20 protein-coding genes and 1 tRNA gene are annotated in these 19882 nt (G+C 71.6%); 8 read left to right on the top strand and 13 right to left on the bottom strand.

The features are described from left to right. The first annotated feature begins 212 nt into the window (after positions 1-212). From LAJ50_RS19475 to LAJ50_RS19465, 3 genes are all read left to right on the top strand, one after another. Positions 213-283 (top strand) — tRNA-OTHER (locus tag LAJ50_RS19475). 460 nt (positions 284-743) lie between these two features. After that, entirely contained in the window at positions 744-1865 is a 1122-nt protein-coding gene (locus tag LAJ50_RS19470) for a slipin family protein (protein ID WP_130551537.1), read from the top strand. A 66-nt stretch (positions 1866-1931) separates the two neighbouring features. Then, entirely contained in the window at positions 1932-3146 is a 1215-nt protein-coding gene (locus LAJ50_RS19465; protein ID WP_130551538.1) for an RtcB family protein, read from the top strand. Positions 3147-3260: 114 nt separating this feature from the next. Here LAJ50_RS19465 and LAJ50_RS19460 read toward each other — a convergent pair whose 3' ends face one another. The 4 genes from LAJ50_RS19460 to LAJ50_RS19445 form a co-directional block, all read right to left on the bottom strand. After that, complete coding sequence (locus LAJ50_RS19460; protein ID WP_165424141.1) at positions 3261-3995, bottom strand: DUF4850 domain-containing protein; 735 nt, start codon at positions 3993-3995, stop codon at positions 3261-3263. Positions 3996-4069: 74 nt separating this feature from the next. Next, entirely contained in the window at positions 4070-4765 is a 696-nt protein-coding gene (locus tag LAJ50_RS19455; protein ID WP_138653572.1) for an alpha/beta fold hydrolase, read from the bottom strand. Then, entirely contained in the window at positions 4762-5391 is a 630-nt protein-coding gene (locus LAJ50_RS19450) for a flavin reductase family protein (protein WP_205956132.1), read from the bottom strand. The genes LAJ50_RS19455 and LAJ50_RS19450 overlap by 4 nt, the downstream gene beginning before the upstream one ends. A gap of 78 nt (positions 5392-5469) precedes the next feature. Next, positions 5470-5742, bottom strand: coding sequence for a metal/formaldehyde-sensitive transcriptional repressor (locus LAJ50_RS19445; protein ID WP_130551542.1), 273 nt, complete (start codon positions 5740-5742; stop codon positions 5470-5472). Between the two features lie 52 nt (positions 5743-5794). Between LAJ50_RS19445 and dmeF the strand changes: the two genes are divergently transcribed. Beyond that, positions 5795-6772, top strand: coding sequence for a CDF family Co(II)/Ni(II) efflux transporter DmeF (gene dmeF / locus LAJ50_RS19440; protein ID WP_138653570.1), 978 nt, complete (start codon positions 5795-5797; stop codon positions 6770-6772). Between the two features lie 60 nt (positions 6773-6832). Here the strand turns inward: dmeF and LAJ50_RS19435 are convergent, their stop codons facing one another. After that, complete coding sequence (locus LAJ50_RS19435) at positions 6833-7579, bottom strand: anti-sigma factor (RefSeq protein ID WP_138653568.1); 747 nt, start codon at positions 7577-7579, stop codon at positions 6833-6835. Beyond that, on the bottom strand, positions 7576-8103 hold the full coding sequence (locus LAJ50_RS19430; RefSeq protein ID WP_130551545.1) for an RNA polymerase sigma factor: 528 nt from the start codon (positions 8101-8103) through the stop codon (positions 7576-7578). Before LAJ50_RS19430 ends, LAJ50_RS19435 begins: the two co-directional genes overlap by 4 nt. 343 nt (positions 8104-8446) lie before the next feature. On the opposite strand from LAJ50_RS19430, the gene LAJ50_RS19425 reads away from it, so the two are divergent. Both LAJ50_RS19425 and LAJ50_RS19420 read left to right on the top strand, forming a co-directional pair. After that, on the top strand, positions 8447-9535 hold the full coding sequence (locus LAJ50_RS19425; RefSeq protein WP_138653566.1) for a catalase family peroxidase: 1089 nt from the start codon (positions 8447-8449) through the stop codon (positions 9533-9535). Next, entirely contained in the window at positions 9532-10068 is a 537-nt protein-coding gene (locus tag LAJ50_RS19420; RefSeq protein WP_138653564.1) for a cytochrome b/b6 domain-containing protein, read from the top strand. The genes LAJ50_RS19425 and LAJ50_RS19420 overlap by 4 nt, the downstream gene beginning before the upstream one ends. A gap of 186 nt (positions 10069-10254) precedes the next feature. On the opposite strand, the gene queF is transcribed toward LAJ50_RS19420, so the two are convergent. The 6 genes from queF to LAJ50_RS19390 form a co-directional block, all read right to left on the bottom strand. Continuing rightward, positions 10255-11073, bottom strand: coding sequence for an NADPH-dependent 7-cyano-7-deazaguanine reductase QueF (queF, locus tag LAJ50_RS19415; protein WP_138653562.1), 819 nt, complete (start codon positions 11071-11073; stop codon positions 10255-10257). Positions 11074-11102: 29 nt separating this feature from the next. Beyond that, a complete protein-coding gene (locus LAJ50_RS19410) occupies positions 11103-12017 on the bottom strand; it encodes a DUF6624 domain-containing protein (protein ID WP_138653560.1) in 915 nt (304 codons plus the stop codon). Between the two features lie 45 nt (positions 12018-12062). After that, positions 12063-13055, bottom strand: a complete 993-nt coding sequence (locus LAJ50_RS19405; protein WP_138653558.1) for an aldo/keto reductase — start codon at positions 13053-13055, stop codon at positions 12063-12065. Between the two features lie 173 nt (positions 13056-13228). After that, entirely contained in the window at positions 13229-14266 is a 1038-nt protein-coding gene (locus LAJ50_RS19400; RefSeq protein WP_138653556.1) for an aldo/keto reductase, read from the bottom strand. A gap of 54 nt (positions 14267-14320) precedes the next feature. After that, positions 14321-14791: a carboxymuconolactone decarboxylase family protein gene (locus tag LAJ50_RS19395; protein WP_224096402.1), complete on the bottom strand. Its 471-nt coding sequence runs from the start codon at positions 14789-14791 to the stop codon at positions 14321-14323. A 49-nt stretch (positions 14792-14840) separates the two neighbouring features. Next, positions 14841-15914 (bottom strand): aldo/keto reductase, encoded by a 1074-nt coding sequence (locus LAJ50_RS19390; protein WP_138653554.1) that lies wholly within the window; start codon positions 15912-15914, stop codon positions 14841-14843. Between the two features lie 95 nt (positions 15915-16009). Between LAJ50_RS19390 and LAJ50_RS19385 the strand changes: the two genes are divergently transcribed. Next, on the top strand, positions 16010-16918 hold the full coding sequence (locus LAJ50_RS19385) for a LysR family transcriptional regulator (protein ID WP_138653552.1): 909 nt from the start codon (positions 16010-16012) through the stop codon (positions 16916-16918). A gap of 166 nt (positions 16919-17084) precedes the next feature. Here LAJ50_RS19385 and LAJ50_RS19380 read toward each other — a convergent pair whose 3' ends face one another. Beyond that, positions 17085-18305, bottom strand: a complete 1221-nt coding sequence (locus tag LAJ50_RS19380) for a serine hydrolase domain-containing protein (protein WP_205961534.1) — start codon at positions 18303-18305, stop codon at positions 17085-17087. Positions 18306-18468: 163 nt separating this feature from the next. Here LAJ50_RS19380 and LAJ50_RS19375 point away from each other — a divergent pair, with 163 nt between their 5' ends. Continuing rightward, positions 18469-19803: an APC family permease gene (locus tag LAJ50_RS19375; RefSeq protein ID WP_138653550.1), complete on the top strand. Its 1335-nt coding sequence runs from the start codon at positions 18469-18471 to the stop codon at positions 19801-19803. The last annotated feature ends 79 nt before the right edge of the window (positions 19804-19882 follow it).

The raw sequence follows: 19882 nt of genomic DNA, 5'->3' as shown, positions 1-19882 counted from the left end.
TGATGCTCCAGCGCGGGTGGCGCGGGGCGGGAATCCATCATTAACTCGTCCGATTAACCGATCGGACGCACCACATTATCCGCGGATCTGCGCGGGTAATCGGGGACGTATTGCCTGATGTTTCCAGCGGCCCGGATTTGGATTCCGGCCGGTGCGCGCGGCGTTGCCGTGGCGTATGCCGGAAGCACACGGGAATGCGGCCACGACGATGCGGGCGGTAGCTCACCTGGAGAGAGCGCCGGGGCGACCCGGAGGGTCAGGTTCGAGACCTGGACGCCCACCACTGGATAGCTCAGTTGGGTAGAGCGACAGGACTTGATCCTGTTTGTCGCGGGTTCGAATCCCGCTCCACGCTCGAAAGAGCACATGACCTTTCACGTCATGACACCGGGCGCAAGCCCACCAGGAAACACCCCGTGCGCAAGCGGGGTCGCCCCGGCGAAGGACCGCCGGGCGACAGGCGCGGCGCAGCGGCGCTCGCACCGGGCCGAGGCCCGCGTGGGTCGCGGCAACGGAGGTCGGAACGCGCGCATCGCAATGCATCGCGGTGCGCGCGCTGCGGCGCCGTCGGCCCCGGCACATCGCGCGCCTCACGCTCCGTGCGGTCGACGTCCAGGGGTGTTTCCACCTTTTTCCTCCTGCCTGCGGCGCGGTGCCGCAGGCGTCGTCCGCGCGTCTTCGTCGATCTGCGTGCGGGCTTGCCTCTTTCGATCGACGACACCAGACCACAAGGAGAAAGTGCCATGTTCTGGACCAAGCGGGTCGTGATCGGTGACGGCGAACGCGGCCTGGTGTTCGCGGATCGTCAATTCCAGCGGGTGCTCGATCCGGGCGTGTACCGCCTGTTCGACCCCTTCAACAAGATCGAGGTGCGCGTGCATCCGACCGTGCCGGCCGAGTACGCCGGCAAGGACAGCGAGGTGCTGATCGCCGCGCTGGGCGCGCGCCTGGACGCGAGCTTTGTGCTGGCCGACCTGGGCGCCGATGAGATCGGCCTGGTCATGAAGAACGGCAAGCTCGAAGACGTGCTGCCGCCCGGCACGCGCAAGCTGTACTGGCGCGGCCCGGTCGACGTGGAAGTGCGCGCGCTGCCGCTGGCCGCCGGCCTGGAAGTCCCGGCCGAGGTCATGCGGCGCCTGCGTCAGCTCGGCGCGCTGTCCAGGCAGGCGGTGGTGGCCGACGTGCCGGCGGAGTTCGCCGGCCTGGTGTTCATCGACGGCAAGCTGGCGCGCACGCTGGCGCCGGGCAGCACGGCCTTCTGGAACTTCCAGAAGAACGTGGTCGTGGACCTGATCGACCTGCGCGTGCAGGCGGTCGAGGTGCAGGGCCAGGAGCTGCTGACCCGCGACAAGGTCTCGCTGCGCGTCAACCTGGCCGCCAGCGTGCGCGTGACCGACCCGGTCGCCGCGCGCACCAGGGTGGCCAAGTACGTCGACCAGCTGTATCGCGAGCTGCAGTACGGCCTGCGCAAGGCGGTGTCCTCCAGGACCCTGGACGAACTGCTGGGCGACAAGACTGGACTGGATGCGGAGATCTTCGCCGCCGTGCGCGGCAAGCTCGACGCGTTCGGCGTGGAGGTGCTGGGCGTGGGCATCAAGGACGTGATCCTGCCCGGCGAGATGCGGCAGATCCTCAACGCGGTGGTGCAGGCCGACAAGCAGGCCCAGGCCAATGTCATCCGTCGTCGTGAGGAAGCCAACGCGACGCGTTCGCTGCTCAATACCGCCAGGCTGGTGGAGGAGAGCCCGGTGCTGATGCGCCTGAAGGAGCTGGAGGCGCTGGAGAAGGTCACCGAGAAGATCGATCGCCTGACCGTGTTCGGCGGCCTGGATGGCGTGCTCAAGCAGCTGGTCACGCTGAAGTAGCAACACCCCGCACGCGCCGCAAGGACGCGGCGCGTGCGGGTTCAACCAAGGATCAAGGTGAAACAGATGAGTACATTCGAATTGCTGCACGCCGATGGCAGCGCCACGCCGATCAAGGGCTGGGTGCGCGGCGTGCCGCTGGAGCAACAGGCCCATGCGCAGCTGCGCAACATCGCCGCCATGCCCTTCGTCGGGCCATGGGTGGCGGTGATGCCGGACGTACACCTGGGCAAGGGGGCCACGGTCGGCTCGGTCATCCCGACCCGCGGCGCGATCATCCCGGCCGCGGTCGGCGTGGACATCGGCTGCGGCATGGCCGCGGTGCGCACGACGCTGCGGGCCGAGGATCTGCCCGACAGCCTGGCCCAGCTGCGCAACAGCATCGAGCGCAGCGTGCCGGTCGGCAACGGGCGCGGCGGCGAACACCACCGTCTGCCCGACAGCATCGGCACGCGCGTGGCGCAGTCGGGGCTGGCCGTGCGCCTGGACGCGATCAAGGCCAGGCACCGCGGGATCCGGACCGACAAGCTGGACGGCCAGCTGGGCACGCTGGGCGGCGGCAACCACTTCATCGAGCTATGTCTGGACGAGACGGGCGCGGTGTGGGTGATGCTGCACAGCGGCTCGCGCGGCACCGGCAACCTCATCGGCACGTACTTCATCGAACGTGCGCGCGAGCAGCTGGCGCACCGTGTGCTCGGCTATCACGTGCCGGACAAGGACCTGGCCTTCTTCATGGAAGGCGAGCCGCTGTTCGACGACTACGTGGAGGCGGTGTCGTGGGCACAGGACTACGCCCGCGAGAACCGCGAGGCGATGATGGCGCGGGTGCTGGCCGAGATGCGCCACCGCCTGCCGAAGTTCCAGCTGCAGGCGCAGGCGGTGAACTGCCACCACAACTACGTGCAGAAGGAGACGCACGCAGGGCAGGAGCTGCTGGTGACCCGCAAGGGCGCGGTCAGCGCCAGGGCGGGCGAGCTGGGCATCATCCCGGGCAGCATGGGCACGCGCAGCTATATCGTGCGTGGCCGCGGCAATGCCGAGAGCTTCCACAGCTGCAGCCATGGGGCCGGCCGCGTGATGAGTCGCACCCAGGCGCGCGCCAGCATCACCCTGGCCGAGCACCGCCAGGCCACCGCGCACGTCGAATGCCGCAAGGACCAGGGCGTGATCGACGAGTCGCCGGCCGCCTACAAGGACATCGATGCGGTGATGGCGGCGCAGGCCGACCTGGTGGAGGTGGTCCACACGCTGCGCCAGGTGTTGTGCATCAAGGGCTGAGGCGCGTCATTGGCCCACTGAACGGCTGCCGCGAGGCGGCCGTTCTTTTTTGCGCCTTCCTGCTACTGGGCCGCTCGCCACCGCTCGCCACCGCCCGCGCCCAGCGTTCCGCGCTCAGCGCGCGTCCCTCTCCGGCAGGCGCCAGTCGAGGATGGCGCGGGCCAGGGCATGCTGATCCGATGGCAGGCGCACGCGCAGGTCGTGGTAGGGCAGGTCGGCTTGGCCGTCGAACCAGGCCAGCCCATCCACCGACAGGGCGCCGGCCTGGCTGTGGTAGCCCAATGTGTGCGGGCCCAGCGTGGTGGTCTTCAGGTCCGGGCCGGCGCCTTCGTAGACGGAGAAGTCCTCCTTGCGCCCCTGTTCGCGGGCCTGGGCGAAGAAGGCGCTCGCCGCGCTGATCGCACAGCCCACGCAGGCACCGGCGTCGTACAGCGAGACCTCGCCCTGACCGTCCTGGGCGAGGAAGGCGATCGCAGCCGAGCCGTCCACGCCCAGCGCGCCGCGCGCCGGTTGCCAGCCGCGTGGCACCAGCAGCCAGCCACGCGGGGTGGCCCAGGCGGTGAGCCGGGCGGCCAGGGCGGGGGCCAGCGTGGCGTCCAGGGTCAGCGGCGGCGCGTCCGCGGTGCTCCAGCCGCTGTCTTCCATCGGATCGGCCGCGATGAGCAGCATCGCCGGCAGGCGCACGCCGTTGTTCAGCGCCAGCTCGCCCAGCGGACGGCTGCGCGGTTCGGCGTCGCCGGGCGCGCGTTCGGGCGGGGCGTCCAGGCGATAGACCTCGGCCTGGGCGAGGCCGGCCAGGAGCAGCAACAGCAGCCCGCTGCAGGGGCGCAGGAAGGACGGCATCGACATCGGCATCGGCTCACGCGTGGCGTGCGCGGAGCATAGGCAGCCGGTTTGGCGGGCGTGTGTCGCCCGCGTCGCCGCTAGCGCAACAGCCAGTCGCGCAGGGCGCGGCTGACCGCGTCGGGCTGCTCCAGCGGGCTCAGGTGCCCGCACTGCGCCACCCGCACCAGCGTGGCGTCGGGCAGCAGGGCGGCCATCTGTTCGTGCACGGCCGGCGGGGTGATCGCGTCGTGTTCGCCGACCAGCACCAGCGCCGGCCGATCGAAGGCGCGCAACACCGCGCTGCCGTCCACGCGCGCGAAGGCGCTCTGGCGCAGGAAGACCTCGGCGCCCAGGCGCTGGGTCATGCCGCGGATGCGCGCCAGCAGCGCGGCATCGCCGTGGTGCGAGGGATCGGTGTAGGCCCGCATCAGCGCCTCGCCGAAGCCATGGAAGGCACCGCGCCGGACCGCGTCCTGCTGCGCGCGCCGCTGCTCGGCGCGGGCCGGCGTGTCGGGCAGGTAGGACGTGTCCAGCAGCGCCAGCCGTGTGACCCGCCGCGGGGCGATGCGCAGGATCTCCTGCGCCACGTAGCCGCCCAGCGAGAAGCCGGCCAGCGCGAACGTCGGCGGCGCGGCCGCCAGCACCTGCTGCGCCACCGCGTGCAGGTGCTCGCCCTGGGTCAGGTCGCCGACCTGGCAGTCGACCAGGTCGGACAGCGCCTCCAGCTGCGCATGCCACAGCTCGGCATCGTTGAGCAGGCCGGGCAACAGCAGCAGCGACTCGCGTGCGCTCATGCCTTGGTCGGACGGCGCATGTCGAACATGGCCTCCGGGCCGACCCGCACATACGCGCCCGGTCCACCGGCACGCAGGATCGGCGCGGCCGCGGCGGTGTCGTACACGCCATCGACCAGGAAGCGCCGGTCGATGTGCACGCCGACCACCTCGCCCAGCACCAGCCACTGCGGCAGCGCGCGGCCCTGTGCGTCATTGAGCTGGATCAGCTGGGTCAGCCGGCACTCGAAGGCGGCCGGCGTGCCGGCCACGAACGGCGCATCGACCACGCGTCCGGGCAGGGCCTCCAGGCCGCTGCGTTCGAACTCGTCGACCTCGGCCGGGAAGGGCGCCGAGCTCTGGTTCATCTGCGTGGCCTGTGCGGCGGTGGCCAGGTTCCAGGTGAACACCCCGGTGGCCTGGATGTTGCGCACGCTGTCCTTCCAGCCCGAGCTGCTGAAGCCGATGAGCGGCGGCGTGTCGCCGAAGGCGTTGAAGAAGCTGTAGGGCGCCAGGTTGCGCACGCCTTCGGGCGAGACCGAGCCGATCCAGCCGATCGGCCGCGGCGCGACGATGGCCTTGAAGGGATCGTGCGCCAGGCCGTGGCCGTCGGCGGGGCGATAGAAATGCAGATCGGGCACGCGCAGGTCCAGGGCGACACCAGGGGCGCACAGCATGCCTGCGCGCGCGTGCCGATGCCGGCAACGCCGTCGCCCGGCATCCCGCTATTTGAGATACGAGCGCAGGATCTTGTTCAGCGCGGCGACCTCGGCGCGGCGCGCGGCGGGGTTCTTCTCCTCGGCCACGTGCGACTGCATATGCCCTTCCAGCACCTCCAGCAGCAGGCTCTGCGCCGCGCCGCGGATGGCGGCGATCTGGGTCAGCACGGCCAGGCATTCGGGCTCGCCGGCCAGCGCCTTCTCCAGGGCGGCGACCTGGCCCTTGAGGCGCTTCACGCGCGGGGTCAGGCGCGGGGCGTCGTGGATCACATGCGACATGAGGTGGGGCTCGCGTATACCATGGGGGGGTATCCTACACCCGGATGGGCCCATGTCCCTCGATCACGCGCTGCATGCGCATCGCCACGACCACCAGTTCGTCACCGGCAATGCCGCCGGCGAGCGCAACACCCGCCGCGCCGTGGTGCTGACCGCGCTGATGATGGTGGCCGAGATCGCCGGCGGCTGGATCTTCAACTCGATGGCGCTGCTGGCCGACGGCTGGCACATGAGCTCGCACGCGCTGGCGCTGGGCTTGTCGCTGCTGGCCTACGCGGCGGCGCGCCGCTACGCGCGCGACGCGCGCTTCGCCTTCGGCACCTGGAAGATCGAGATCCTCGGCGGCTACACCAGCGCGGTCCTGCTGCTGTGCGTGGCGCTGCTGATGGCCTGGCAGTCGGTGCAGCGCCTGGTCGATCCGCTGCCGATCCGCTACGACCAGGCCATCGTGCTGGCGGTGCTGGGCCTGGCGGTCAACCTGGTCTGCGCGTGGTGGCTGAAGGACGACCACGCCCATCACCATCCCGGCCACGACCACGCGCACCACCGCGACGCTCACCATGGGCATGCGCACGCCCACGGCGATTACGACCATCACGCCGACCTCAACCTGCGCGCCGCCTACCTGCACGTGCTGGCCGATGCCGCCACCTCGGTGCTGGCGATCGCCGCGCTGCTGGCCGGGCGTTTCTTCGGCGCGGCCTGGCTGGATCCGGTGATGGGCATCGCCGGCGCCGTGCTGGTCACGGTGTGGGCCGTCGGCCTGCTGCGCGCCACCGGCCGGGTGCTGCTGGATGCGGAGATGGATGCGCCGGTGGTGGAGGAAGTGCGCGAGGTGATCGCCGCGCTGCCGCAGCCGACGGCGATCAGCGACCTGCATGTGTGGCGCGTCGGACGCGGCCAGTATGCGGCGATCGTCTCCCTGGTCAGCGCGGCCGGGCTGTCGCCGCAGGCGGTGCGCGCGGCGCTGGCGGTGCACGAGGAGCTGGTGCACGTCACGGTGGAGATCAACGCCGCGCAGGCAGCCTGATCCGCGGGCTGTGCTTGGCGGCTCCCGCCAAGCCAACGGCCCGACCCAGCCAAGCGCGTCTCAGCCGCGCGGTGCCAGCGCCGAGGCGACGCTGCGGGCGCGCGTGTCGTCGAACGGGCTGACCACCGCGAAGCTGGCGTTGCCGCGCGACCAGTACTGGGCCAGCAGCTCGCCGTCACGGCGCTCTCCGGGCCGGCGGAACCAGCCGCCCGGGCGCACGTACAGGCCCAGGCGCGTGCCCTGCGCGTCGGCATAGACCAGCATGGCCGCCGCGCCCTGCTCGGTGGACAGGCGCTGGCCGCCGACCAGGTGGAAGCCCTGGGCCGACAGGTCCGGCACCTGGTCCAGCGCGCCGAAGTGCACGGCCAGCCACTCGCGCAGCTGTGCCGGCGAGGCGCTGTCCAGCGAGGCCGGCGTGTCGCTGGCCGCGAACAGCCGGTAGGCGGCCACCGCATCGGCCATCGGCAGGCGCGCGATCGGGTTCTGCGCCTGCTTCGCCTGCCAGCCCAGGCCGACGCCCAGACATAGCGACAGCGCCATCGCCGCGGCCATCCCCAAGCGGGTTCTGCGTCGTGCGCGGACCTGGCGGCGCAGGCGGGCCGGGTCCAGCAGTGGGTTGGCCGGCCAGTGTTCGGGCAGCGCCTGCTGCACGCGCAGGCGCTCGGCATCGCGCTTCCAGTCGGCCACCACCGCCGCGCGCTCGGGATGGGCGGCCAGCCAGCGCTCGATCTCGGCGCGCGCGGCCGCGTCGAGCTGGCCGTCGACGTAGGCGTGCAGGTCCGCTTCGCTGGGTGCCAGGTGGATCATCGCAGCACCTTCAGCGCCGGCCGCGCCGGCTTGGGCTCGGTATCGCTGGCCGCGCGCAGCGCCTGGCGCGCGCGGGCCAGGCGCGACATGACCGTGCCGATCGGCACGCCCAGCGTGTCGGCGACCTCGCGGTAGCTGAAGCCCTCCACGCTGACCAGCAGCAACAGCGCGCGCTGCTCGGACGGCAGGGTGTCGAAGGCGGCCAGCGTGGCGTGCGAGGTGGCGACGCGTTCGGCCGAGGGCGCGGTCTCGGCGTCACCGTCGCCGAACAGCCGCGCCAGCCGGCGCCAGCGCTGACCGCGGCGATGTTCGTCGATGAACTGCCGGTAGAGGATCGAGAACAGCCAGGCCTGCAGCGCGTCGGGCGTGTGCCGGCCGCGGGCATGGGTTAGCGCGCGTTCCAGAGTGGCCTGGACCAGATCGTCGGCCGCGGCGGGCTCGTGCACCAGCGAGCGCGCGAACCGGCGCAGACGCGGGATCAGCGTGCGCAGCGTGCTGTCGTCGAGGTCGGTGGGCGTGGGCATGGCAGCCAGGCGTCGCGGGGGAGATGGATAGGACGAATCAGGACGCAGGGTATTCCCGAATGGATGGCTTTGCGTGAGCAGCGGGTCCGAAGGCGCATGGACCCTCGAAGCCGCCGCGAACCGCCCCTCCCTTTCGCGCAGCGAAGGGGAGGACCGGGTGAGGGGGCTTGTGCGTTTGCGGAAAGCCAAGGCGCCCCTCCCCCATTCGCCAGATCGGGACTTCGAGCTCCCCTTCACGCCGCGCGCGAACGGGAGGGGGCAAAAAAGCGCTGCGCCGCGGGTCGGGAATAAATCCTCCGCCCCGACGTCCTACCTGCACCCCCCGCCATTGCCAGGTCCGCCCATGTCCCAGCCTCCCGCACCCCCGCCCAAGCGCAGCGCCGTGCCTGCGCTGGCCGGGATCTCCGCCATCGTCGCCGTCCTGGCCCTGGCCTTCGCCTGGGTCGGCGGCTGGTTCGGGCGCGGCCTGACCCCGCAGCAGATGACCGACACCATCGAGGCCGGCAAGCCGCATCCAGGCTTCCGCCGCGCCCACACCAAGGGCGTCTGCGTGACCGGCGCGTTCGCGCCAAGCGCGCAGGCGCCGCAGCTGTCCAAGGCGCGGGTGTTCACCCAGCCCAGCACCCCGATCCTGGGGCGGCTTTCGATCGCCGGCGGCGATCCGCATGGCGCCGACAGCAAGGCCCGCGTGCGCAGCGTCGCGCTGCTGCTCAAGACCGATGACGGCCAGGAATGGCGCACGGCGATGAACAGCTTTCCGTTCTTCGTGGTCGCCACGCCGGAAGGCTTCCAGGCTCAGAACCTCGCCTCGGCGCCCGACCCGGCCACCGGCAAGCCGGACCCGGCCAAGATGGCCGCGTTCCTGGCCCAGTATCCGGAAGCCAGGAAGTTCCTGGCCTGGGCCAAGTCGGCGCCGTGGTCCAACAGCTGGGCCAACACCCAGTTCAACGGCGTCAACAGTTTCTGGTTCACCAATGCGCAGGGCGAGCGCCATGCCGTGCGCTGGTCGTTGCGGCCGCAGGCGCCGTTCGAGGCGCTCAGCGAAGCGCAGCGCGCGCAGTCCGACGCGGACTTCCTCAGCGAAGAGTTCGATGCGCGCCTGGCCAAGGGCCCGGTGAAGTGGGATCTGGTCGTCACCGAGGCCGGCGACGGCGATCCGATCGACGATCCCTCGCAGCCCTGGCCCGACGACCGCACCCAGGTCGTCGCCGGCACGGTGACCTTCACCGCCACCTCGCCGCAGGACACCGGCGGCTGCCGCGACATCAATTACGACCCGACGGTGCTGCCCGACGGCATGGCGCCGTCGAAGGATCCGATCCTGGCGGCGCGCTCGGCGGTGTACTCGGTCTCCTTCAACCGCCGCGAACACGAAATCGGCACGGGCCAGGCGCCCGAAGCCACCGGCGCCGCGAACGGAGAGGCGAAATGAACCGCTACGGACACTTCGACGCGCTGGCGCGCGCGCTGCACTGGCTGATGGCCGCGATGATCCTGGCGATGCTGTTCATCGGCGCCGGCATGGTGGTCTCGCTGGCCTGGCGACCGACGCTGCTGGACCTGCACCGGCCGCTGGGCATCGCGATCCTGCTGCTGGTCGTGGTGCGGCTGGTCAACCGGCTGCGCAGCCCGCCGCCGCCGCTGCCGGCCGACCTGCCGGCGATCCAGAAGCTGGCCGCGCACGCCTCGCACTGGCTGCTGTACGGGCTGATGTTCGCCATGCCGCTGATCGGCTGGGGGATGCTGTCGGCCGGTGGCTATCCGATCGTGCTGTTCGGCGGCGTGCATCTGCCGCCGATCGCGCCGCACAGCGCCGACCTGTACACGCTGCTGCGCCCGGCGCATACGGTGCTGGCCTATGTGCTGTTCGCCACCGTGCTGGGCCACCTGGCCGCCGCGCTGTTCCACGCCTGGGTGCGTCGCGATGGCGTCTTCGCCAGCATGGCGCGTAGCGGGAAGCGGTGAATGCTGGGTCGTGGTGGTGGGCGCTTGGGTGAAGCCTCATCGTCGCCATGGCGGCTCCCACCTGTAGAGCGGAACTAGCTCCGCTGCTCTTCGTTCGGTTCGTGGGGAACGCCCCAGCGGAGCAAGCTCCGCTCTACAGAAGTGCGGCTGCTGGAGTTGAGGAGACAGTTGCTCCCACCCAGCGAGTCACTGCCGCAGTTCGCGGATCGGGGCGGTGATGCCGGCGTCCCAGCCGGGCGTGATGCGCCAGGGATTGATGTCCAGGCCGCCGCGGCGGGTGTAGCGCGCCTCCACCGACAGGCGCTGCGGGGCGCAGCGCGCGGACACGTCGGCGAAGATGCGCTCCACGCACTGCTCGTGGAAGCCGGCGTGGTCGCGGAAGCTCACAAGGTAGCGCAGCAGGCCGGCATGGTCGATGCGCGGGCCGTCGTAGCGCAGCACCACCGTGCCCCAGTCCGGCTGGCCGGTGACCGGGCAGTTGGACTTGAGCAGGTGCGAGACGAGTGTCTCGCTGGCCGGGTCGTCCGCGTCGGCCGCCAGGTGCGCGGGGTTGGGCGGGCCGTAGTCGTCGATATCCAGCTCCAGCGCATCCAGCAGCGTGCCAGGCTGCTCGCCGAAGGGCGGCAGGCCGGCCTGCACCGTCACCGCGCCGCCGGCGCGCGTGGACAGGTCGGCCGCCACGCGTTCGCAGACCGCATCGAGGGTCTCGAAGCGCTCGGCATTGAGCGAGTTGAGGTAGAGCTTGAGCGACTTGGACTCGATCAGGTTCGGCGCATCGGCCGGCACGGTCAGCGTGGCGGTGGCGACCTGCGGCTTGCCGCGCGTGTCCAGCCACGCCAGTTCGTAGGCGTGCCAGCGGTCGTGGCCGGTGAAGGGCAGGGCGGCTGCGTCCAGGCCGATCTCGGCGCGGGCGGCCGCGCGCGGGATCGGGAACAGCAGCGCCGGGTCGTAGTGCGAGGGGTAGGCGACCTCGCGACCGAGCAGTGAATCTTGTGGGGTGTTCATGCGGGCATTTTAAGCCCGACGCCGGAGCCCTACTGCGCGGCCGCCGGCGCCGGCCACCGGATCCTGCGGTGCAACGCGCTTTCGCCCTGGGCGACGTAGTCCTGCATCGTGCCCAGCCCGACGGCGGCGCGCCGCTCGTCCACGTGGGCGAGGTCCTCGATCGGTCGGGGTTCGAGCATGCCGTCGACCTCGTGGAACTGCGTGCCGTACACCTGCGGCTTGTCCTGCGCCACGCGCACGCGATCGGTGAGATAGGCCAGGTTGGCGCCGGAGGCCTCGCCCTGGGCCACCGCCGTCCGCATCAGCGCCAGCACCTGTTCCTGGAAGGCCGGGTCGAGGTCGGCGTGCTGGACCAGCAGCCATGCGTTCTGCGCGCCGTCCCGGCCGACCTTGCTGATCGGCGGCCAGCCCTGCGTTGCCACGACCTGCTTGAGCCAGGCGGTGTTGTCGCGATCGGTGGCCAGGATCTGTTCGATCAGGGCCTGGTCCTGGCCACCTTCGTTGGTGCGGTTGCGCAGCTCCTGATCCTTGGCGACGCGCTTGTCGAGTTCCTTGCGCAAGGCCACGTCGTAATGCGTTTCGCGTTCGCGCTGGTCACCGGCCAGCTTGTCCAGCAGCGGCTGCCAGCGCGGATCGTCGTGCAGCGACGCCAGATCGGCATCGGTCTTGATCTGGTCCACGCCCGGCAACCTGTCCGAAGGCGTCTTCGTCAGCCGCGCGAACGCGCCGTCCCGGTCGCCCGCCTGGGCCAGGCAGCACGCCGCATCGTAGGCCGCGCCGGACACCGGCACCGGCCGGTCCGCCGCCTGAGCGTTCAAGGCCGCGCAGGTCTTCCAGTCCTTGGCGTCATGGGCGGACTGGGCGGTGACGACCGCGGCCTTCAGGCCGGGCGAGGCCGCTGCGATCGACAGCGCGGCCAGCAGGACGAGGGAGCGGTGCGCCATGGGATGTTCCTTATCCAGTCAAACCCGGCAGTCTAGTCGCGCGGCTCAGCGGTTCAAGGCCGCCATGCTCTGCTCGGGGTAGCGCGTGCCCGCCGCGGCGCCGATGGGGAACACCGCGTCGATCGCAGCCAGGTCCGCCGCATCCAGCACCAGGTCGATGGCGCCCAGGTTCTCCTCCAGGTTGGCGATGCGGCGCGTGCCCGGAATCGGCACCAGGTCCTCGCCCTGGGCCAGCACCCAGGCCAGCGCCAGCTGGCTGGCGCTGACGCCCTTGGCCTCGGCCAGCGCGCGCACCTTGTCCACCAGCGCCAGGTTGCGGGCGAAGTTCTCGCCCTGGAAACGCGGGTTGTGGCGGCGGAAATCGTCGGCGTCGAAATCCTCCGGCCGTTTGATCGCGCCGCTCAGGAAGCCGCGCCCCAGCGGCGAATACGGCACGAAGCCCACGCCCAGTTCGCGCACGGTGGCCAGCACGCCGTTCTCCTCCGGATCACGCGTCCACAGCGAGTACTCCGTCTGCAGCGCGGTGATCGGATGCACGACATGCGCGCGGCGCAGCGTCTCCGGCGCGGCCTCGGACAGGCCGAGGTAACGCACCTTGCCTTCCTCCACCAGCCGCGCCATCGCGCCCACGGTGTCCTCGATCGGCACGGTCGGGTCCACGCGGTGCTGGTAGTACAGGTCCACGTGGTCGGTACCCAGGCGGCGCAGGCTGCCCTCGATGGAGGCGCGCACGTACGCGGGGCTGCCGTTGATCCCGCGCGCCTGGGGGTTGGCCGGGTCGCGCACGATGCCGAACTTCGTGGCGACGAACACCGCCTCGCGACGCCCGCGGATCGCCTTGCCCACCAGCTCCTCGTTGGTGTGCGGGCCGTACATGTCGGCGGTGTCCAGCAGGGTCACGCCCAGGTCCAGGGCGCGGTGGATGGTGGCGATCGAGGTCGCGTCGTCGCGCGCGCCGTAGAAATCGCTCATGCCCATGCAGCCCAGGCCGAGGGCGGACACGGTGGGGCCATTGCGGCCGAGGGTGCGGGTTTTCATGGGATGCTCCTGTGGAAAAGTCGGTGCAGCGGCCGCGGGCGCGCGGTGATCCGTCGTCATTGTCTGGTGCGGGTGCGTAGGCGACGGTGCACATGGGTGCGCCGCACTGTTTCCTGCGCGCCGATGCCCCGCTCTGCGGGACGCGTCCTGGAGACACGGCCCGCGACGGGCGATCAAGGAGCCCGGTCCACCATCGCCGCCTCGGTCGCGCCGTAGCGCGGGCCGGCCACGTCGGGCACGAACACCGCCTCCAGCCTGGCCAGCGCGTCGGCGTCCAGCCGCACGTCCACCGCGCCGACGTTGTCCTCCAGGTACTTACGTCGCTTGGTGCCGGGGATGGGGACGATGTGGAGTTCGTTGCGGCCATCCGCGGCGCGCGCCGGCCCACCCTGTGCCAGCACCCAGGCCAGCGCGACCTGGGCGGGGGTGGCGCCGACCTCGGCGGCCACCGCCTTGACGGTGTCGGCCAGGCGCAGGTTGGCGGCCAGCGCTTCGGCCTGGAAGCGCGGGTTCTTGCGGCGGAAGTCGTCCGCGTCCAGCTGGTCCGGCGTGGCGATGGCGCCGGTGAGGAAACCGCGCCCCAGCGGCGAGAACGGCACCAGGCCGATGCCCAGTTCGCGCACCGCCTCGAGCACGCCGTTGCCTTCCAGCTCGCGCGTCCACAGCGAGTACTCGCTCTGCAGCGCGGTGATCGGATGCACGGCCTGCGCGCGGCGCAAGGTGTACGCGGAGACTTCCGACAGCCCCAGATGGCGCACCTTGCCTTCCTCCACCAGGCGCGCCATGGCGCCCACGGTGTCCTCGATCGGCGTGGCCGGGTCGAGCCGGTGCAGGTAGTACAGGTCGATGTGGTCGGTGCCCAGGCGCGCCAGGCTGGCCTCGACCGCCTGGCGGACATAGGCCGGCGAGCCATCCACCCGCGGGCCCTGCCCGGCGCCGAACTGGCCGCTGCCCGCGACGAAGCCGAACTTGGTCGCCAGGAACACCCGCTCGCGCCGCCCCTTGAGCGCGCGGCCGAGCAGGGTCTCGTTGGTGTGCGGGCCGTAGATGTCGGCCGTGTCCCAGAAGTCGATGCCGAGTTCCAGCGCGCGGTCGAGCGTGGCCAGCGATTCGGCGTCGTCGCCGGTGCCGTAGGCGTGGCTCATGCCCATGCAGCCCAGGCCGAGGGCGGAGACGGTGGGGCCGTTGCGGCCGAGGGTGCGGGTTTTCATGCGGAGGCTCCTTGAAGGGGAGATGCGGACACGTGTGCCGGTGTCCGCCTGACTTTAAGGCGATGGCGCGTCCAGCACCTCGCGGGCGACGGCGATGGCGTTGAGCGCGGTAGGGAAACCGACGTAGGCGTACAGCTGGTCGAGCACCGCGAAGAGCTCCGCGCGGGTGGCGCCCGCGGCATGGGCCGCGCGCAGGTGCAGGCGCAGCTGCGGCTCGGCGTGGCCCAGGCTGGCCAGCACGGCCACGGTGACCAGTTCGCGGGTCTTCAGGTCCAGCGCGGAATCGGCACGGTAGATCTCGGCGAAGGCGATGGCCGCGCCACGGCCGGTGAGCGCGGTGTCCGGGGCGTCGGCCAGGGCGCGGATCGCCTGCGCCTGCGTCGGTCCCATCAGCGCCCCGATCTGCGCGATGCCGGCCGCCTCGGCCTCGGCGAGCGGGGTCTGGCCCGGCAAGGCGGCCGTCTCGACGCCGTCTACCGCCAGGCCCGCGGCCACTGCGGCCTTCGACGATGGGGATGTGGTCACGCGACGTTCCTCGTGCTGAGCGGGCGTGGCGACGAGCCTGCCGCGGGAATCAACGCGGCTGGACCCGCGTGCCGCCGAACACCAGCTGCTGCGGGATCGGGCTGCGCGCGAAGTCGTGCGGGAAGCCCAGCGCCACCGCGCTGACCCCGTCCAGGCGTTGCAGCTGGTCGGCGTCCAAGCGCACGTCGAGCGCGCCCAGGTTGTCCTGCAGCTGCTGCGGCGTGCGTGCGCCGATGATCGGGATCGGCGCATCCGGGCGCTGCAGCAGCCAAGCCAGCGCCACCTGCGCCGCCGAATGCCCGGTTTCGCCGGACACGGTCTTGACCACCTCGGCGATGGCCAGCGTGCGTTCGTCGAACATCGCGTGGGAATAGGCCACCGCGCCGCGGCCGCCGTCGCCGCCGGGCGTATTGCCGCTGCCCTGGGCCCGGGCGCGCTCCAGGTCGGCGCGGGTGTACTTGCCGGTGAGGATGCCCATGGCCAGGGGCGACCAGGCCAGCACCGACAGGCCCAGGCCCGCGGCCATCGGCACCAGCTCGCGTTCGACCGTGCGCTGGGCCAGCGAGTACTCGATCTGCAGGGCTACCAGCGGCGCCCAGCCGCGCAGCTCGGCCAGGGTCTGCATGCGCGCCACCTGCCAGGCCGGCGTGTCGGAGATGCCGGCGTAGAGCAGCTTGCCGGCGCGCACCAGGTCGTCGAAGCCGCGCATCACCTCGTCCACCGGCGTGGTGCCGTCCCAGATGTGCAGGTAGAGCAGGTCGAGGTAGTCGGTGCCCAGCCGCCTGAGGCTGGCCTCCACCGACTGCATCAGCGCCTTGCGGTGGTTGCCGCCGCCGTTGGGGTCGCCGGGGAAGGGGTTGAGCGAGTACTTGCTGGCGATCACCAGCCGGTCGCGCCGGCCGGCGGCGAAGCGGCCCAGCAGGGTCTCCGAGCTGCCGTCGGTGTAGATGTTGGCGGTGTCGAGGAAGTTGCCGCCGGCATCGACATAGGTGTCGAACAGGCGGCGTGCGTCGGCTTCGTCGGCGCCCCAGCCCCAGTCGGCGCCGAAGGTCATGGTGCCCAGGCACAGCGGGCTGACGCGCAGGCCCGAGCGGCCGAGCAGACGGTAGTGGTTCAGGGACATGGCAGGGCCTCGTGAGGGGAGGGCGACAGTCTGGAACTGGCGGATCTGCCGATAAACCGGGATGATCCGGATCATCCTTGAAGCATGACTTCACAATGGCCGCCTATCCGCTGCCCGCCGTCGTCGCCTTCGCCTGCGTGGCCCGGCACGGCAACTTCACCCGCGCCGCCGCCGAGCTGGGCGTGTCCACCTCGGCGCTGTCGCAGAGCGTGCGCGCGCTGGAGGGCCAGCTGGGCGTGCGCCTGCTGGCGCGCACCACCCGCCGCGTGGGCCTGACCGAGCATGGCGAGCGCTTCCTGCAGCGGGTCGCGCCCGGCCTGCAGCAGATCGACGCCGCCTTCGCCGACCTGGACTTCCTGCGCGACCGGCCCGCCGGGACGCTGCGGATCAACCTGGCGGCGGTGGCGGCCGAGCAGCTGGTGTGTCCGTACCTGCCGGAGTTCCTGGCCCGCTACCCGGAGGTGACGGTGGAGCTGTTCGTCGACCGCCGGCTGGCCGACATCGTCGAGGGCCACTTCGACGCCGGCATCCGCCTGGGCGAATGCCTGCAGCGGGACATGGTGGCGCTGCCGCTGGGGCCGCTGCAGCGGCAGACCATCGTGGGCGCGCCGGCCTACCTGGAGCGGCATGGCGTGCCGGCCACGCCCGATGACCTGGCCGCGCACGCCTGCCTGCGCTGGCGCCGCAGCGACGGCCGGCTGCAGCCCTGGGAGTTCACCCGCGACGGCCGCGACTTCGAGGTGGAGGTGGATGGCCCGCTGGTGGTCAACGACACCGTGCTCGGCCTGGACGCGCTGCGGCGCGGACTGGGGCTGGGGCAGGTGTTCGCCTGGCAGGTGCGCGAGGACATCGCCGCCGGCCGCCTGCGCAGCGTGCTGGACGACTGGCAGGCGCCGTTCCCGGGCTGGTATGTCTACTACCCGCAGCGCGAACACCTGGCGCCCAAGCTGCGGGTGTTCATCGACTTCCTGCGCGAGCGGCTGGCCGCCGAGCCATGCCCGTAGCGTCGCCAGCGCTCCCGCGGCGGAGACCCGCGCACTGGACGTGTGTCGCGACCCAGCGCCGCTGACACCTCCGATCGCCGTTCAGCGCGGGCGCGAACCGGCGGCTTTCGCGCCCCAGAGCCAACGGTCATGGGTTGCCCCTGCGCAGGAACAACAGTCTGTCCGCCTAGGGGGACGAAGGCGCAGGTTCGCGGCCGTACACCGCGTCGCGCACCTGGCCGACCAGCGGGCCGGACATGCCCTCGAAGGCGGTGTCGGTCAGCAGGATCACGCTGAGCCTGTTCGCCGGGTCGACGAACCAGGTGTGTCCGTAGGCGCCGCCCCACTGCAGCGTGCCCTTGCCCTGCGGGCTTTGCGCGGCGACCGGATCGTCCAGCACCGCCCAGCCGTAGCCGAAGCCCCAGCCGGGGCCTTGCGTCTGCGCCTGGGCGCCGACATGGTCGTGGCGCGCGTCGTCCAGCGTGGCGGGCTTGAGCGGGCCGCCGCTGCCGGTGCGCACGAACTCCAGCAGTCGCAGGTAGTCGTCGGCGGTGCCGATCATGCCGGCGCCGCCGGACGGGAAGGCCTTGGCGTCGAAGGCGCGCCTGGGCGAGAAGCGCACCGCCGAGCCCAGGCCTTCGGGCAGGGGCACGTCCATGTTCTCGGTCATGCGCCGCGGCGGGCGGCCGTCGGCATAGGGCACGGCCAGCGACGCGCCGGGCGCGGCCACGAAGGCGAGGTGGTCCAGCCGCAGCGGCCCGGTCACCAGGGCATGCACGGCCTCCGGCAACGGCGTGCCGGTGACCTGTTCGATCACCGCGCCGACCACGTCGATGCCCAGCGAATAGCGCCAGCCCTGGCCCGGAGGGAAGTACAGCGGCGCCCGCGCCAGGCGCCTGAGGTTGTCCTCCAGGCTCAGGCCGGTATCGTCCAGCCCGTCGGACACGCCCAGCCGCGCATACGCCCCGTCGGCCTGCTCCTCGAAGCGGTAGCCCAGCCCGGAAGTGTGGGTGAGCAGCTGGGCCACGGTGATGGGCGGCGCGGTGCCATCGGCCAGCCGCGGCCGGAACCACGGCAGATAGCGCGTCACCGGCGCCTGCAGCTCCAGCCTGCCCTGTTCGGCCAGGCGCAGCGCGGCCAGCGTCACCACCGGCTTGGTCATCGACGCCAGCCGGAACGGCGTGTCCGGCGTCATCGGCGTGCCGGCCTCGCGGTCGGCCTGGCCCACCGCGCGCCGGTACACCACCTGGCCATCGCGGGCCACCAGCACCACCGCGCCGACGATGCGTTGTTCCGACACGGCCGTGTCGAGCACGGCGTCCAGGCGCCTGGCCAGCGCGGGATCGGGCGACACGGGCGTCGGGGTGGCCAGCATCCCGGCCAGCAGCAGACCTGTCAGCGCAAGCATCGAACACCTCCTCACTCGCAACGGAAGCGGAGGCGATGATGCGCGCGGCATTCGGGCCCGCTCAACGACGCCCGGGCAACGCCGTATTCCACGCGAAGCGCGCGGACCATGGCATGGCGCGGGCCGGCATGCGACGCTGCCGCGTCTTCCCAGCGCGTCGCCCATGTCCGCCCCCACCCCGACCAGACCCCTGCAGGGCGATGCCGCCCTGATCCGCGCCGTGGGCGCCTTCGCCCTGACCGCCGCGGTGATCAACATCATCGTCGGCGGCGGCATCTTCCGCATGCCGGCGGCGCTGTCGCTGCAGATGGGCCCGGCCGCGCCGCTGGCGCTGCTGGTCGGCGCGCTGGCGGTGATCCCGGTGACGCTGTGCTTCGCCGCCATCGGCAGCCGCGCCAGCGCCACCGGCGGGCCGTACACCTATGTGGGCACCGCGTTCGGCCCGTTCGCCGGCTTCATCACCGGCGCGCTGATGTGGATCGGCAACGTCGCCTCCAGCGCGGGCGTGGCCGCGGCCTTCGCCACCCAGGTCGCCAACCTGGTGCCGTCGCTCGCCGGGCCGGGCGCGCGCATGGGCTTGATCGCGGCGCTGTACGCGGTGCTGTTCGCGCTCAACGCCTTCGGCGTCAAGCTGGGCGCGCGCGCGATCGCGGTGCTGGCCACGGTCAAGCTCACGCCCTTGTTCCTGCTGGTGGCCTGCGGGATCTGGTTCGTGGACTGCAGCCAGGTCAGTTTTCTGCCGGGCGAGGTGCCGTCGTGGAGCGCGCTGGGCATGTCGATGGTGCTGGTGATCTTCGCCTATTCGGGCGTGGAGACCGCGCTGATCCCTTCGGGCGAGGTGCGCGACCCGTCGCGCAACGTGCCGCGCGCGACGCTGGCGGCCATCCTGCTGGTGGTCGTGCTGTACCTGGGACTGCAGATCGTCAGCCAGGGCCTGCTCGGGCCCGCGCTGGCGCACAGCGGCGTGCCGCTGGCCGACACCGCCGCGGCGCTGTGGGCACCGGCGCGCGCGCTGCTGCTGATCACCGCCTGCGTATCGATGGCCGGCTTCGTGCTGGGCAACCTGCTGGCGTCCTCGCGCTCGCTGTTCGCGCTGGGGCGCGATGGTTTCCTGCCGTCGGCCTTCGCCCGGGTCAGCGCGCGCCACCGCGTGCCGCTGCTGGCGCTGGCGGTGCATGCGTCGATCGCGCTGGCGCTGGCCCTGGGCGGCAGTTTCGATGCGCTGGTGCTGGTCTCCGGCGGCGCCAACTGCCTGGTCTACCTGCTGGTCTCCGTCGCCGCCTGGCAGGCCCAGCGCCTGGACCTGCGCGAGCGCGGCGAGCCCTTCGTGCTGTGGGGCGGGCCCCTGGTGCCGGTGCTGGCGGTCGGGTCGATGGCGGCCATCGTGACCACGCTGACGCGCAAGGAATGGCAGGCCATCGGCGTGGCGCTGCTGATCCTGGTGCTGATCTACGGCGTGCTGCGCGCGCTGGGGCGCAAGGTGCGCGCGCCGGAGTAAACACGTAAAAGCAAGCATTCACCAGCACCGGTAGGGCGGTGATAAAAAAAGCGTTTCGTGCGTTTCGGAGGGGCCTGGA

Origin of the sequence: Pseudoxanthomonas sp. X-1 (assembly GCF_020042665.1) — a bacterium.
Taxonomy (GTDB): Bacteria; Pseudomonadota; Gammaproteobacteria; order Xanthomonadales; family Xanthomonadaceae; genus Pseudoxanthomonas_A; species Pseudoxanthomonas_A spadix_A.
This window is presented reverse-complemented; position numbering and strand designations above follow the sequence as displayed.